The 14,537-nt window shown below is 59.0% G+C and carries 13 protein-coding genes; 3 read left to right on the top strand and 10 right to left on the bottom strand.

The window, feature by feature from the left end:
- Positions 1–155: 155 nt before the first annotated feature.
- Positions 156–3,857, bottom strand: a complete 3,702-nt coding sequence (locus BIND_RS00070) for a DUF3971 domain-containing protein (protein WP_148210520.1) — start codon at positions 3,855–3,857, stop codon at positions 156–158.
- Positions 3,858–4,320: 463 nt separating this feature from the next.
- On the opposite strand from BIND_RS00070, the gene bcp reads away from it, so the two are divergent.
- Entirely contained in the window at positions 4,321–4,794 is a 474-nt protein-coding gene (gene bcp / locus BIND_RS00065) for a thioredoxin-dependent thiol peroxidase (protein ID WP_012383029.1), read from the top strand.
- Between the two features lie 398 nt (positions 4,795–5,192).
- Positions 5,193–5,591, top strand: a complete 399-nt coding sequence (locus BIND_RS00060) for a c-type cytochrome (RefSeq protein ID WP_012383028.1) — start codon at positions 5,193–5,195, stop codon at positions 5,589–5,591.
- Positions 5,592–5,606: 15 nt separating this feature from the next.
- Here BIND_RS00060 and BIND_RS00055 read toward each other — a convergent pair whose 3' ends face one another.
- From BIND_RS00055 to hemC, 4 genes are read right to left on the bottom strand one after another with little or no spacing between them, the layout of a single operon-like run.
- Complete coding sequence (locus BIND_RS00055; RefSeq protein WP_012383027.1) at positions 5,607–6,440, bottom strand: ABC transporter permease; 834 nt, start codon at positions 6,438–6,440, stop codon at positions 5,607–5,609.
- The gene (locus tag BIND_RS00050; RefSeq protein WP_148210692.1) at positions 6,437–7,222 is read right to left on the bottom strand and encodes an ABC transporter ATP-binding protein; all 786 of its coding nucleotides are present in this window, start codon (positions 7,220–7,222) and stop codon (positions 6,437–6,439) included. Before BIND_RS00050 ends, BIND_RS00055 begins: the two co-directional genes overlap by 4 nt.
- Before the next feature lie 23 nt (positions 7,223–7,245).
- A complete protein-coding gene (locus BIND_RS00045) occupies positions 7,246–7,986 on the bottom strand; it encodes a uroporphyrinogen-III synthase (RefSeq protein ID WP_012383025.1) in 741 nt (246 codons plus the stop codon).
- Positions 7,987–7,991: 5 nt separating this feature from the next.
- Positions 7,992–9,005, bottom strand: coding sequence for a hydroxymethylbilane synthase (hemC, locus tag BIND_RS00040; RefSeq protein ID WP_012383024.1), 1,014 nt, complete (start codon positions 9,003–9,005; stop codon positions 7,992–7,994).
- 155 nt (positions 9,006–9,160) lie between these two features.
- Here hemC and tsaD point away from each other — a divergent pair, with 155 nt between their 5' ends.
- On the top strand, positions 9,161–10,219 hold the full coding sequence (gene tsaD / locus BIND_RS00035; RefSeq protein WP_012383023.1) for a tRNA (adenosine(37)-N6)-threonylcarbamoyltransferase complex transferase subunit TsaD: 1,059 nt from the start codon (positions 9,161–9,163) through the stop codon (positions 10,217–10,219).
- A gap of 33 nt (positions 10,220–10,252) precedes the next feature.
- Here tsaD and ruvA read toward each other — a convergent pair whose 3' ends face one another.
- The 5 genes from ruvA to rpsT all read right to left on the bottom strand — a co-directional run bounded on the left by ruvA (position 10,253) and on the right by rpsT (position 14,530).
- Positions 10,253–10,870, bottom strand: a complete 618-nt coding sequence (gene ruvA, locus BIND_RS00030; protein WP_012383022.1) for a Holliday junction branch migration protein RuvA — start codon at positions 10,868–10,870, stop codon at positions 10,253–10,255.
- Entirely contained in the window at positions 10,867–11,394 is a 528-nt protein-coding gene (ruvC, locus tag BIND_RS00025; RefSeq protein WP_012383021.1) for a crossover junction endodeoxyribonuclease RuvC, read from the bottom strand. The genes ruvA and ruvC overlap by 4 nt, the downstream gene beginning before the upstream one ends.
- A 102-nt stretch (positions 11,395–11,496) precedes the next feature.
- On the bottom strand, positions 11,497–13,029 hold the full coding sequence (dnaA, locus tag BIND_RS00020) for a chromosomal replication initiator protein DnaA (protein ID WP_012383020.1): 1,533 nt from the start codon (positions 13,027–13,029) through the stop codon (positions 11,497–11,499).
- A gap of 760 nt (positions 13,030–13,789) precedes the next feature.
- Positions 13,790–14,125: a hypothetical protein gene (locus BIND_RS00015; RefSeq protein WP_012383019.1), complete on the bottom strand. Its 336-nt coding sequence runs from the start codon at positions 14,123–14,125 to the stop codon at positions 13,790–13,792.
- Positions 14,126–14,266: 141 nt separating this feature from the next.
- A complete protein-coding gene (rpsT, locus tag BIND_RS00010; protein ID WP_012383018.1) occupies positions 14,267–14,530 on the bottom strand; it encodes a 30S ribosomal protein S20 in 264 nt (87 codons plus the stop codon).
- Positions 14,531–14,537 lie beyond the last annotated feature (7 nt).

The raw sequence follows: 14,537 nt of genomic DNA, 5'->3' as shown, positions 1-14,537 counted from the left end.
GTCCCCCGTCACTCAGTTTGGACGGGCGGACCATAGTCAGGCACTATTACAGAAATGCGTAGGTTAGCTTAGCAAATACCTTTGGATTTGAAATAATCTGATCGGAATTCGGACAATTTTGCATTCAATACTAAAAATGATCACGGCTATATAGCTTATGGCTGACCGATGGCCGGCATCTGATCGCCGACACCGAACATCTGCCGCAGGAAGCCGGGCGCTATGGCGGAGAGCGGATTGACACTCAAGGTCGGGGCGCTGGCCGCGCCGCTGATACGGTAATTGATGCCGAACAGGCCTTCATTCGCGCCGCCGCCGAGCAGAATGCCGAACACCGGAATCTGCGAGAACAGATTATTCACCGCGAAGGCCGGCACGAATGTGCCATGCATGTCCACGCGATCATGGACATAATCCAGCCAGCCATCGACGGTCAGGCCGATCGCATCGCCATACATCGTCCCTTCCTGGAGATCGAGACGCGTGCCGGAGCGCTGGAAACGCACCTGGAGCTTGTGGAAGGAGACCGCATTCGCGTCGATATTGCGTTGATTGGCGCCCTTTTCCTGATCAACCGCCTCGCTCACGAGGCGGCGCATGGCGGGCTCGTCGCGCAGCAGGAAATTGTCGATCATCAAGGCACCGGCCAGCGTCTCGCCATTGAAACGTAAGGTCACGCCCAACCGGCCGCGCTCCATATGTTTGTAGAGATCGATGAAGGACAGGAGCGCACCGGCATTCTGGGTCGAGAGCGAAAGCTGCGGCGCGCCTGAACCAGGGTTGGCATTGCCGGGCGTGAGATTGCCGGCGATCGTATCGCGCCCAAACCGCCCGGCGCAGGAAAATTGCTTCAGGTCATCGCCCTGTTTGACGAGATGCAGATCAGCACCGCTCAACACCTGCTTGTTGTAGCCGGTCAAGACATCCGCCTTCAGATCGATATCGACCGTCTTGATTGATGCGCTCATGTCCTTGGCGGCATCGTGGGACAAAGAAGGGGCGGCCAGAGGACCGGATTCCGGGGGCGAGGAGACGATATTTTTCAAAAACGGCCGGGCGTCGAGCGTCGTTGCGCGCATGATCACCTTGAGTGTGTCGCCGGTCCGCAGCAATTCGGCCTTCATGTCATCACCCGGCGAGACCCGCAGGAGCCCGAACTTGCCGCCGATGAGGCCCATGTCGGCATTGAGGTCGATGCTCCCCTTCGCCTGCAAGGGACCGGCATCGACAACGATCTGATCGAGGGTGAGACCTTCGTCGTTGATGATGGCGAGAAGATTGATCTTCGCAGGCTTGCCGAGCGGTTTCGAGACACCGGGGAGGAGGCCATCGATGCCGGCTTTCGTGAGATCGAGTTCGACTTGGCCCTTCAGTTTTTCTCCATTGGCGAGCGTCGTGGCCAGATGCGCCCCGATAGTGCCCGTGAGGCCTTGCATGCTCATGCCCATCTTGGCACGCGCGGCTTCGTCAAGGGCGAGACTGGCATTGATTTCGGCTGGCTTGCCGGGGGCCCTCGTCATGTCGAGAGTCGCCTGAGCCCCAAAGAGATGGCCCTGGCCGGTGGCCTTGAGCCCCTCCGGCTCAACGATAACGGCGAGCGTGGCATTCTCGAGCTTTTCCTTGCCGAGCAGGCGGTCGACGGAGAAATTATTGACCATCGCATTGACGTGGAGGACGGTATCGCCCGGCCCGGTCTCCGGTCCGATCTTCATGTCGAGCTGCATCTTGCCGTCGATCTGGCCTCTGATCGTCGTCGGATCGAGCGGCAAAGTGGCATAGGCCTTGAGAGCCTCGCGCGACAGGAGGTCACCGACCACCTCGGCCGGACCCGAGATTTTGGCGGCGACCACCGCCGGGACAGGCTTGATGGCGAAATCCTCGACCTTGAAACTGCCATCACTGACGAGAAGACGCTGGCCGTTGGCCGTCTCGATGAAGCCACCGCCGAGCGTGATCAGCGCCGTGCGCCCGGTAATATGGCCGGTTCCCTCGATATTGCGCAGGGCGGGAACGCCCGGCAAAAATTCCATGGCGGCCTTGGTGATCGTGAAATCGAGCAAAGCCGCGCTGTCGGGAATGGGCTGTTCCGCCCGCAAGGCCTTCAGCGTGTCCGCGTCATAATCGAGTTGCATCGTCCCCGACTGCACGGTGCCTTCGGTCATATGGGCGAGAGACCAGGCACGGATCGGCGCCGTGATGAAGGACGGCCAGAGCCGCAAGGCCGTATGCACCGGCGTCGGGTTGATGGAAGCGCCGAGACGCAGATGGGGTCCATCGATCCAATCGAGGGTGCCGGCCATGGCGAGGCCACCATTGTTGGCGCTGTTGATGGCGAAACGATCGAGAATGAATTTCTTTTCTGACGGCATCAGCCGGCCGGTGAATTGCGCGTCGTCGAGGACGATCGGCTGTTCCTTCGGACGTTCAGGCCCGTAGATGACCGGTGCGAGATTTTTGAGAAAAAGCGTCCAGGGCTCGCTTTCGATGCGCGGCAAGGCCATGGCGCCACCGAACGAGAAATGCGAGGGGCCGGCATCAAGGCGCGCCTCGTCAATGAGCACGCGCCGTGTCGTCTGGTCCCAGTGAAAACGGCTATCGAGCCGGTCGACCAGCATGGGCTCGGCATCGGGATCATCGAGCCGCACGAAACCGGGGCTCAGATCGACATGGCCTGAGGCTTCGAGCAATTTATCATCGGCGCCGAGGGCAAGCGTAAAGCCCGCCGCAATTGGCGTATCGAAATCGGCGCCGATCAACCGCACGCCAGTGGCAAGGAGGATCTCGTCGAGAGACAGATGATCGAGTTGGAATTCGAGCCGGCGGGGCGCATTCGGCGTGCCGCTCGCCACGCCTCCCGCGCTCCAGCGCCCATTCGGCCCCTCGACCGAGAGTTCGAACGTGGTCTTTTCCCCCTTCTTGTTGAAGGCAAGGGTCACATTCTCGAAAGTCAGCGTCTGATTGCTCGTCCGGTCGTCAACGATCAGCCTTCCATTGGTGATGCCAACCTTGTCGATCGCCGCGATCGGGCTTTCCGGATTGGTCAATGTATCGACCAGAAGCCTGATGGCCGATCCCATTTGTTTGACGAGGACGGGACGCGCCGCCGCGCCGGCGGTTCCCGATTGCGGCGGAACATTCTTTACATCGGCGGTGGACGGGGGCGCCGTCGGAGTTATCACGACGGGGGCGTCCGGATGCGTCTCCGAGGCGAGAGCAAGCGTCCCTTCGGGTGTCACCGAAAGGTGCAGGACAACGTCGAAGATTTCGAGTCTTTTGGGAACGACCTTGCCGAGCAGCAATGGCCAGGAATCGATCGACACCTCGGCGCGCGGCGCGCTCAGAAGAAGATTGCCGGAGGTTTCCCGGCTCTCATCGTGCCCGTCCTCCTTATCGCCCGTGGCCTCGCGCAGGGAGAAACCGTCCAGGCTCAAGGTCGGCCGCAAACCATGCCGGGTCAAGGTCGTGGGACCGAGGAAGAATCGGTAGCCATGACCAAAACGATCGTCGAGGGCGCTGGCGATCCGCGGTCCCAGGCTTTCGATCAGAACGGGTCTTTGTCCGATCCGCAGATAGAATAGACCACCAACGAGTATAGTGATGAAGGCGAGACCCGTGAGAACGCCGCAGAGGGTCACGGCCCGGCGCGCCAAACCTCTGCGGCCGAATAAGCTTTTGCGCCCGAAGCGTCGTTTGCGTGCGCCATGGGCCGGGGGAACGGCATGGGTCAAGGGAACGGCCGGAGAAACGGCATCATGGCAAGGTTCCCGCGCGGCCTCCTGGTCGGACCCTGGAGAGGCCCCATGAAAAGGAAGCCCCTGGGACCTTTGGGCGATCTGACTCGCGTGCCGTTTTGGCATGTCCTCGAAATGATCGACCAAAAGGTGGTGACCCCTGCAACGAACAGAAACATTTTGAGAAAAGCTAGAGCATCATGGCCGAAAGGGGAAACGCCTTTCGCGATCAAATCGATGGGTTTTCAGAAATTGGAGCCTGACACCCGATTTCAGTTTGACAAACCATGCTCTAGGACAATTCTTCAACAAGAATAAGCTTCGAAGCGACGAATTTATGAACCTTTTCCTGATGCGCCGCCAGAAACGACAGATGGCGCGCCAAGCCGCCTCCAAAATGCGAAGCCCTGCTCAAACGAAGCGGCAACCTCCATCGAAGCCCTGGCGCAGTGATCTTTGAACATTGCTTCTTGAGCGGACGCCTGAGCAATATCATAAACCATTATAAATACTGCGCATTGAGCTAGGGCGGAACAGCTTCCTTCAGGCTTGATGCAGTAGACGTTCAATGAGACGAAAGGATGTTATCATGAGCAAAAAACTGGAAGCCGGTGACACGGCGCCAGAATTTCACCTGCCAGATGATCGTGGCGGGACCTTGTCCCTCGCCGATTTCGCGGGAAAAAAGCTCGTTCTCTATTTCTATCCCAAGGACGATACATCCGGCTGCACCAAGGAGGCGATCGATCTCAATGGCCTCAAGGGTGATTTCGACAAGGCAGGGACGAACATCCTCGGCGTCTCGCCTGATTCCGTCGCCAGCCACGTCAAGTTCAAGACCAAGCACAAGCTCGATCTCGCGCTCGGTTCCGACGAAACGAAAGCCATGCTCGAAACCTATGGCGTCTGGGTCGAGAAAAGCATGTATGGCCGCAAATATATGGGCGTCGAACGCACGACCTTCCTCATCGGCCCCGATGGCAAGATCGCCAAGATCTGGCGCAAGGTGAAAGTACCCGGCCATGCCGAGGCTGTCTTGGAGGCTGCGCGCGCCCTCGCGTGAAGTCCCCGGTTTCGGCACGAAACGGCCTAAAGAATTATGAGACAAAACGACGCCATGGGGCAGAGCGCAAGAGCGCTTCTGCGATGTGCTGAGACCCCATTTCCAGCTCAAAATTTCAGCTTAAGCGTCCGTTCAGGGAGATAAGTTGATCTTTCCGTTACCGGACCAGACCCGCCGCGTGGATTGTCTTGCCGCCTCGTCTCGCGCTAGAGGTTGCCGGCCCCAACGTGGCCCTTCCTCCGGCCTCCGTCCGATTCTGGGGGCGGCTAGAGCACGACGCGGACCATCCGTTCACACATCATGCTCTAGAGTGTTGGATGAATGAACAATTTCATGCACTCGGGTATTTCTACCCGAGTCATATTGCTCTAGCGACATGAGCCGATAGGAATATACCGATGATCAAAACTGTTTCTTTCTCCCTGGCTGCCTTTTTGAGCCTGGCCGGCGCCACCGCCGTGCTGGCCGCCGGCGATCCCGAAGCCGGTGAGAAGATCTTCACCACCAAATGCAAGGTCTGCCATCAGATCGGACCGGGCGCCAAGAATTTCGTCGGTCCGGAACTGAACGGGCTGATCGGCCGCAAGGCGGGTACGTCCGAGGGTTATACTTATTCGGATGCGATGAAGAATTCCGGTCTGACCTGGGATGAAGCGACCTTCAAGGACTATATCAAGAACCCCAAGGCCAAGCTCCCTGGCATCAAGATGATCTTCGCTGGCCTGCCGAAGGAAAGCGATCAGGACAATCTCACCGCTTATCTCGCGACCTTCGACGCCACCGGCGCCAAAAAGTAAGATCGAGCTTGTTTCTCACTCTCCCCGGCGCGCGAGCATGCCGCGCGCCGGATCATAGGCGAGGATCGCCCCGCCCATAAAGATAAGCGTCGCCCCCAGAACGACGGCCAGCGCCAGAGGCTCGAACTGCTCGTAAAAGGCGAAGCGGATCAATTCCACCGCATGGGTGAACGGATTGAGCGCACTGATAAACGCCAGTTTGGGGCTGCCTTCCTGAACACGCGCGAGCGGATACAGCGCGGTCGAGGCAAAAAACATCGGGAAAATGACGAAATTCATCACGCCGGCAAAATTTTCAAGCTGCTTGACGAGTGATGACAAAAGCATGCCGAGCGCGCCGAGCATCAGTCCCGAAAGAATCAAGGCCGGCAGGACGGCGACATAGCCCCAGACGTCGGGCGGTCCGATATCCCAGAAAAAGGCAATGGCCAGAAACGCATAGACCTGGAGCAGCGAGACCATGGTTCCGGCGAGGAGCTTCGCGCTGAGCAGGAACCAGCGCGGAAAGGGGCTCACCAGCAAGATCCGCATATTTCCCATCTCGCGATCATAGACCATTGAAAGCGAGGATTGCATGCCGTTGAAGAGCTGAATGACGGCCATCAGCCCCGGCGCAATATAGATCTCATAAGGGACAGGCCCCGCATAAGGGGGCATGGACGGGAGGCCAGCCCCGGCGCGAAACCCCGCCGCGAAAATGAACAGCCAGACAAGCGGGCGCACCAATGCGGATATGAAACGCTCGCGCTGATGCAGATAACGCAAGGTCTCGCGCCAGATAATCCCTTTGAGGCAGATCCAATATTGTCTGAGGCTGAAGCCATGCGCGGCCGTGGATCCGTTGCTCATCGGCCGCCGCTCCCGGTCAACCGGGTAAAGACTTCCGCTATATTTTGGATGCCGGAACGCATCGAGATCTCGCAGGCCTTGCCCTGATCAAGCACATGGCCTTGATGCAGGATCACGACATCATCGCCTGGGTCCACTTCATCAAGCAGATGCGTCGCCCATAAAACCGCAACACCGTCCTTGGCGACCAGGGCACGGACATGGCTGAGAATTTCGGCGCGCGCCTTGACGTCTAGCCCGACGGTGGGCTCGTCGAGCAGCAACAGACGTGGGTGATGCAGAAGCGCGCGGGCAATTTCGACGCGCCGCATTTGACCGCCCGACAGATCGCGCACTTTATCATCGGCCCGGTCGCCCATCGCAACTTGCCTCAGAACCTGAGCGGCGCGTTGTTTCGCCTCGTGCGGGGACAATCCATGCAAGGCGGCATGATAGGCGAGATTTTGCGCAACGCTCAGATCGAGATCGAGGGTACGGGCCTGAAACACGACGCCGAGTCGGCGCAAGGCTTCCCCAGGATCATGCGCAATATTGAAACCGAAAAGAGAAATCGCCCCGGATTGGGTGGCATAAAGCCTCGTGATCAGGGAAAAAAGCGTGCTCTTGCCCGCGCCATTGAGCCCCAGCAGCACAGTAAAATGGCCGGGCGCGACGGTGAAGGAGACCTCGTCAAGCGCGCGTCTTTTGCCATAAGCATGGCTGACCGCCTCGACCGCGAGCGCGGAGTCACGATGCATCGGCATGTGCACCGATGACGATTGCAACGCCGCGACATCGATCATCGAGACCATGGCCGTGCATTGGATCAAGACTCCCGAGAAGACTCCCGCGCGGCGGCTATGGCCTTAAGCGCGTCGAGCATGCCTTCTTCATTCGAGGTTGCGGCTACCTGCGTCGCGCAACCGGCATCTTTCAGCGGCACAGCCACATCCTCCGACATGCAGATATGCACGAATGTCGCCGGATCGAGTTCGGCCTTCCGCATCAGGCCAAGAAAAATCTCGGCGCTGCGCCGTGAATAATGCATGGCCGCGCCAACATCATTGCGCCTCAAGGACTCAAGGGCGATATCGCTCAATTGGTCAACCGCCTCCGCGGCGTAGATTTCCTGGGCTTCAACGGTCAGACCCGCCTTGCTCAATTTCTTTTCGAGATCGGGCTTGCGATCCTGGCCTGCGAGATAGATGAGGCGCGCTGGCGGCGAAAGGGCGGCGGTAATTTCCTGCGCTAGGAGTTTCGCATGGGGAGCTAATCGTACCGGACCGTCAAATCCCTTGCGGTGCGCCGCATCGCCCGTTCGATCTCCGACGAGCCATAGCGGCATCAGACGAAGCGCTTCCGGCAAGGGCCATTCAGGCCGCAGAACCAAAAGATCGAAAGCTTGGGCGCTGGTCGCGATCACGCCATCAACGACGCCCTCGGGCCAGGAGGCTCCCGTGGCGCGCATGGTGAGGACCGGCGACAAGAGCGCGGAATAGCCGGCTCCCTCGAGCTTGGCGGCGCTGCGCAGGGCTTCCTCGAAAGGCCTCGTGATCAGAACCAGCACGCTCTCTACTCCTTAGCGTTTTTTTGGGCATTTTCTTGGGCGCTCTCTTGGAAGAATCCTTCCGGCAACCGCGCCAGAATAGCGCGCGCTGCGGTTTCGCCTAATTCCCGCGCCGCCTCCAGGGAACCGCTTTCAAGGGGACCGCTTTCACAGGCCTCGAACCATTCCGATCCATCCGGCCGCAAGACGATGCCGCGCAAAGTGACTTGATCGTGTTCGACCGTGGCATGAGCACCGATCGGCGTTTTGCAGGACCCATCGAGCACGGTGAGGAAGCCGCGCTCGGCGGCGAGCGCCACATGAGTCGCCGGATCGAGAATCGGCGCGAGAAGCGCCAGGGTGGCCGCATCATCCCGCCGTGTCGTAATGCCGATCGCGCCCTGCCCGGCGGCGGGCAGAAAATCCTCGATCGCCAGCACTTGTGTCGCCTTGTCGGCAAGGCCGAGGCGACGGAGGCCAGCCAGTGCCAGTAAAGTCGCATCGACCTCCCCGGCGGCCAGTTTGGCGAGCCGCGTCTCGACATTGCCGCGCAATAATCTGACTTCGAGATCGGGGCGCAGCCGTTTCAAAAGTGCACCGCGCCGCAGCGAGGCCGTACCGACGACAGAGCCCGGCGGCAAATCGCGCGGATGGCCGGCCTTTGGGGAGATCCAGACATCGCGCACGTCCTCGCGCGGCAAATAGCCGGCGATGATGAGGTCTTCCGGCAGGATGGTCGGCAGGTCCTTGGCGGAATGGACGGCGAGATCGACCATGCCTTCGATCAAGGCCTGATCGAGTTCCTTGGTGAACAGGCCCTTGCCTCCCGCCAAGGAAAGGGGCCGGTCCTGAATCATGTCGCCGCTCGTGCGGATGATCGTGATGGCAACTGCTTCTTTCGCAAAGCCATGCGCGCGGGCAAGACGATCTGCCAGCTCATGCGCCTGGGCAAGCGCCAGCGGGCTGCCGCGCGTGCCGAGCCGCAGACGGGGAAGGGGTTGATCTATCGGCGGGTTAGCGATCGTGCTATTCCTCGACATAACTCATGCCAACATTCATTCTTGATGAGGATTGGCCTTGGTGATGATTGGGCGTTGCGCGGCGGCTTCCGCCTTTCCCAAACTTCACGGTCAAGGCCGGAAAATTCAAGATTTTAGGTCGCGAGATTCAGGTCGCGAGATTTTAGGTCGATAGCATGCTTGTCCTCGGTATTGAAACCACTTGTGATGAGACAGCCGCCGCCATCGTGCGGCTGACCCCCGAGGGGGCGGGAGAAATCCTGTCCAACGAAGTCATGAGCCAGATCGCCGAACATGCCGCCTATGGCGGCGTGGTGCCGGAAATCGCCGCCAGAGCCCATCTCGACGTGCTTGACCGCCTTGTTGAACGCGCGCTCGAGCGCGCGCATGTCTCGCTCAACGATCTCGACGGCATCGCCGCCGCCGCCGGTCCCGGCCTGATCGGCGGTGTCATGGTCGGTCTGACCTTCGGCAAGGCCTTGGCGCTGGCCGCCCGCAAGCCTTTCATCGCGGTCAATCACCTCGAAGCCCATGCATTGACCGCGCGGCTGACCGATCATATCGCCTTTCCCTATCTCCTGCTTCTGGTTTCCGGCGGCCATACGCAATTGATCGCGGTCCGAGGCGTCGGTGATTATTTGCGGCTCGGCTCGACGGTCGATGACGCGATCGGCGAGGCCTTCGACAAAGTGGCCAAAATGCTGGGCCTCCCCTATCCCGGCGGACCGCAGGTCGAAAAAATGGCTGAGGACGGCAATCCCACCCGATTCGATCTGCCGCGTCCCATGCTCGGGCGGGCCAAACCTGATTTCTCACTGTCCGGTCTGAAAACGGCGATCCGCATAGAGGCCGAACGCATCGCGCCCCTGACCAAGGCCGATGTTGCCGATCTTTGCGCTTCGTTCCAGGCGGCCATCGTCGATACGATCATCGATCGCAGCCGTGCGGGCCTGCGCCTCTTCCGTGAACAGGTTGGTGCTTCCAATGCGATGGTCGTGGCGGGTGGTGTTGCGGCCAATGGTGCGATTCGCCGCTCGCTGATGCGCTTTTGCGGAGAAACCGGCCTGCGCCTGGTCCTGCCGCCGCCAGCGCTGTGTACCGATAATGGCGCGATGATCGCCTGGGCCGGGGTCGAACGCCTGAATCTCGGCCTCGTCGACGACATGACCTTTGCCGCGAGACCACGCTGGCCGCTCGATGCAAATGCCGAAGCCGTGCATCACGGCAAGGCGTGAGCGCATCATCAGCCACCAGTGCCTGTAGATAAGCTACCGCGCCAATTCCTTCAGGCCGCGGCGAATCAAATCGGCGAGCGGCGCCGTTTCTCCCAAAGCTTCGAGCGATGTCGCGACAGCCGCCGCCGCTTGAGGCCGGCCATAGCCGAGATTAACGAGAGCGGTGATCGCGTCTTGCGCGGCGACAGGCGCCGTACCCTCTGCTTCGGCAATAGTGAGCTTTGCTGTCAGGGAATCGACCGGCCCGAGCGCCGGCATTTTATCCTTCAATTCCGTGATGAGGCGGGCGGCGAGTTTCGGGCCGACTCCAGGTGCACGGCCAAGAGAGGCTTTGTCCTGAAGGGCAATCGCCTGCGCAAGCTCGGTGGCACTGAGCAGGCCCTGCAAAGCGAGCGCAACCTTCGCACCGACGCCTTGCACCGATTGCAACAGGCGGAACCAGTCGCGCTCGACTTCCGAGGGAAAGCCAAAAAGTCTGATCGCATCCTCGCGCACCTGCATCTCGATGAGGAGCGCGGTCGACGCGCCGGGCTTCGGCAGGAGCCGCAAAGTCCGGCTCGAACAAAAGACGATGTAGCCGACGCCCTGCACGTCGAGGATCACATGATCCTCCCCTTGGCTATCCACGAGGCCGGTCAGCTTGCCGATCATCGCCCCTGACCAATCATAGCTTGGCTTTTGAGAGCAGCGGGATTGCGCCGCAATTGCGCATGGGTAATGGCGACCGCGAGCGCATCGACCGCATCAGCGCTGCCGGCATCGCTTTTGGGCAGCAGGATCTTGACCATCATGGCGACCTGTTGCTTTTCCGCATGGCCATTGCCCGTCACTGTTTTCTTGATGAGATTGGCGGCATATTCGGCGACCGCGAGATCGGCCAGTGCCGGCACCACCAGAGCGATTCCGCGTGCCTGCCCGAGCTTCAAGGTCGATTGCGGATCGCGATTGACGAACGTCTCCTCGATCGCGGCTTCATGCGGTGTATAGGCGTCGATGACACCGGCGAGCCCCACGTGCAAATCCTTCAAGCGATGGGCGAGTTCACCCTTGCCATCCGAATGCACGACGCCGCTTGCCACATAGGTGAGATTCGAACCCAGAAGTTCGACAATGCCCCAGCCCATATTGCGCAAGCCAGGGTCAATGCCGAGGATGCGCAGGCGCGGCGGCATCATGCGGATTTCCTCCCGCCAGATTGTCTTCCGCACGATCTGGAGGAGAAAGACGCGGCGGACTTTCTGGCGGGCATGAGTCTCTCACAAGCTGAAAGAATCTTTCTATTCCATCAGCATGCGTTTGAGCAATTCGAGCTCCTCGGACAAATGATTGTCGGTCGAGGCCAGGTTTTCAATCTTGCGCACTGCATGCAGCACTGTCGTGTGATCGCGTCCACCGAACCGGCGGCCGATTTCCGGCAGCGAGCGCAGGGTCATGATTTTTGAAAGATACATGGCGATCTGACGCGGCCGCACGACATTGGCCGTGCGGCGCGAGGAGAGAATATCGGCGCGGCTCACATTGAAATGGCTCGCGACGAGTTTCTGGATCTCCTCGATCTTAACCCGTTTCGGCTCCTTGGTGCGCACCAGATCCCTGATCGCGGTCTCGGCGATTTCAATGGTCAGCGGCACGCTGGTGAGCGAGGCATGGGCGAGCAGGCGATTGACCGCGCCATCGAGATCGCGGCCATTGGTCTGGATGACACTCGCGACATAGGCAATGACCGGTTGCGGCACATCGAAATAAGGATGGACGAGCTTGGCCGCGCCGATCCGGGTCTCGAGGATCTTGATCCGCAAAGCCTCGTCGAGCGCGCCCATTTCGACGCAAAGACCGCCAGCAAGACGCGAACGGACCCGTTCGTCGAGGCTTTCGAGATCGGCCGGCGGGCGATCGGCGGCAATGACGATCTGCCGGCCAGCATCGATCAAGGCATTGAGTGTATGGCAGAATTCCTGCTGGATCGATTTGCCTTGCAGGAACTGGACATCATCGATGACGAGAATGTCGATCGTCCGCAATTTTTCCTTGAAGGCGATCGCCGTCTGCGCCTTGAGCGCGGCCACGAAGCCATACATGAACTTTTCGGCCGTCAGATAAATGACGCGCCGCTTCATGATCATGGCATCATGGGCGATGGCTTGCAGAAGATGCGTCTTGCCGAGCCCCACCGAGGCGTGAAGATAGAGCGGATTCGATAAGAGCGGATCATTGGGATCAGCCGCGGCAATCCCCTTGGCCGCGGCAAAGGCCAATTGATTCGAGCGTCCGACGAGGAAATTGGCAAAGCTCAGGCGCCGGTCAAGCGGCGAACCATTGAGCGCTTCGGCATCACTTATCTCGCGAACTGTTTTCTTGTCCGGGCCCGTGAAGAATTTCACTTCCGCGCCAACGGGCGACCGCGCCGGCCGCGCGGCTGGTTCAGCATTCTCAGGAGAATTGTCGCGTTCGGCATCGGCGGGAAAGGAGCGCCCGACTCGGCTCGTGGGGCGCACGCCGATGGAAATGCGTTTGGCATTGCCAAATTCATCGGCAAGAATCGCCAGAATCTTGTCGGTATAATGCGACTGTATCCAGCTCTTCAGAAATTTCGTCGGCACGGAAAGAAAGGCCGTGCCATCGGCAACCTGATCGAGCTCGAGACGGCCGAACCAGGACGCAAAGACATCTTCACCGAGTTCGGCGCGCAGCCTGCGGCAGATTCGCTCCCAGGCTTCGTCTTTGTTCACCCCAAGGTTCACCCTACGTCCCGTCTCGTTGTCGTCTTCGATCTGTTGTGGCAGAGCCATAAGTCCACGCGCATCCGGCATTTTCATTCTTCTGTCGTAAAATTAGGAACAGAGGCGTCCAAACAGCTTTGCTTTCAGCCGCAGGCAGATTTCAACGTGGCGCATCGCCATCGCTTCTTCCCGAATCTCTTCGGCTCTTGCCTCGTCGCGCCTCTCGGTATTGCACGTTTCTTAGTCCTTTATTCCCATCGGCGATTGGGTCACGTGTCCCTCTAAGACCGGTTTGTAACCGATCCGTGAAGCGAGAACCGTTGACCAGGGGACATGGCGTCACACGTTGTATATTAGCCATATATCCTCCCTCCGCCTTTTTCGCGTTGAACACACCCAATAACCCGTACCTTCTGCAAGATCACGTTAAGATCCTGCAAAACAGAAACAGCCTTATTTTGCCATAAACAACGCAACACAACGTATACGCGAATAATAAGAAGGGAAATCTTTCAATAAAGAAACAGAATTGGCATATATCTTATGCCCAATTCATTTCTGAATAACAATAAACAACCCATGGCGAGAAAGATATTCTCCATTCTGACGCAGACTGGAGGCAAAAGGATTGCGAGCAAAGAATTGCATCTTTCGCCTTTTATGAAGGAAAAATCTTAGGAAATGCTTTCGCCCCTTGCCCGGGCGTCTCTGTCCGGGCCTCTCAAGCAAAGCATCTCGCCGGGTTCAGTCACATTATCATAGCAAAGGGGGGCCGCAAGCCGCGCCGAACATGAAAATGCAATGGCTGATAAGGATTCATAAACTCGAAATCGGCCGCTTTTTGCTTGACTCATCTAAGCGTTTGATTCCCCACCTCTCTAATGGACCCAAAAACGGCGGGGTTGGGCTGGGGACCAATGGTGAAGGTTACGGTTGGTCCAAATCGAATCGCGCCAGACCCCGAGTCAACCCAGCCCATTGATGAGGCACCCCCGTGCTTTCCATTCAACCCATTGATCAGACTTAATTTTATCTGAGCGGCGTAGCCGTGCGACGAAAAAAAATTCGGGCTCTTTTGCAGCGCTTCGGGCCCTTTTTCGACCGCCAATGCGGCGCTGTGAAAGGCTTCCATCCCCTCTTTGGCGACTCGAGAAATGGCGTCGATGAAGGGGATCCGATGCGTCATGCATCACCTTTTCAGCCTTGGGAATCGGGCAGTGCCGAGGCGTCGGGCCGGAAGGCCAAGAGCAAGAGGAACAAGAGCAAGAAAGACAATAAAAAAGCCCGGCGGAGCCGGGCTGGATCATGTTTTACCTGAGAACAACTTTCAGGCGAGGGCTTTCACCCTTTTGCTCAACCGCGAAACCTTGCGAGAAGCAGTATTCTTATGAACGATGCCTTTTTGCGCGGCCCGCATCACGAGGGGAGCGGCGCTCTGCAAAGCGGAAGTGGCAGCGGCGGCATCACCGGAAGCAATCGCCTCCTCGACCTTGCGGATATAAGTCCGCATCTGGCTGCGACGCGATTTATTGATCGCCGTGCGGCGTTCGATCTTACGGACAGCCTTTTTGGCCGAGGGAGTATTCGCCATCTGTTAA

Origin of the sequence: Beijerinckia indica subsp. indica ATCC 9039 (genome assembly GCF_000019845.1) — a bacterium.
Classification (GTDB): Bacteria; Pseudomonadota; Alphaproteobacteria; order Rhizobiales; family Beijerinckiaceae; genus Beijerinckia; species Beijerinckia indica.
The sequence above is the reverse complement of the archived record's forward strand: the minus strand, read 5'-3'. Positions and strand labels throughout refer to the sequence as shown.

Coding starts and splice junctions, on each gene's coding strand:
- BIND_RS00070 (WP_148210520.1), bottom strand. CDS start 3,857: ATGCCAAAACGGCACGCGAGTCAGATCGCCCAAAGGTCCCAGGGGCTT.
- bcp (WP_012383029.1), top strand. CDS start 4,321: ATGAGCAAAAAACTGGAAGCCGGTGACACGGCGCCAGAATTTCACCTG.
- BIND_RS00060 (WP_012383028.1), top strand. CDS start 5,193: ATGATCAAAACTGTTTCTTTCTCCCTGGCTGCCTTTTTGAGCCTGGCC.
- BIND_RS00055 (WP_012383027.1), bottom strand. CDS start 6,440: ATGAGCAACGGATCCACGGCCGCGCATGGCTTCAGCCTCAGACAATAT.
- BIND_RS00050 (WP_148210692.1), bottom strand. CDS start 7,222: ATGATCGATGTCGCGGCGTTGCAATCGTCATCGGTGCACATGCCGATG.
- hemC (WP_012383024.1), bottom strand. CDS start 9,005: ATGTCGAGGAATAGCACGATCGCTAACCCGCCGATAGATCAACCCCTT.
- tsaD (WP_012383023.1), top strand. CDS start 9,161: ATGCTTGTCCTCGGTATTGAAACCACTTGTGATGAGACAGCCGCCGCC.
- ruvA (WP_012383022.1), bottom strand. CDS start 10,870: ATGATCGGCAAGCTGACCGGCCTCGTGGATAGCCAAGGGGAGGATCAT.
- ruvC (WP_012383021.1), bottom strand. CDS start 11,394: ATGATGCCGCCGCGCCTGCGCATCCTCGGCATTGACCCTGGCTTGCGC.
- dnaA (WP_012383020.1), bottom strand. CDS start 13,029: ATGCCGGATGCGCGTGGACTTATGGCTCTGCCACAACAGATCGAAGAC.
- BIND_RS00015 (WP_012383019.1), bottom strand. CDS start 14,125: ATGACGCATCGGATCCCCTTCATCGACGCCATTTCTCGAGTCGCCAAA.
- rpsT (WP_012383018.1), bottom strand. CDS start 14,530: ATGGCGAATACTCCCTCGGCCAAAAAGGCTGTCCGTAAGATCGAACGC.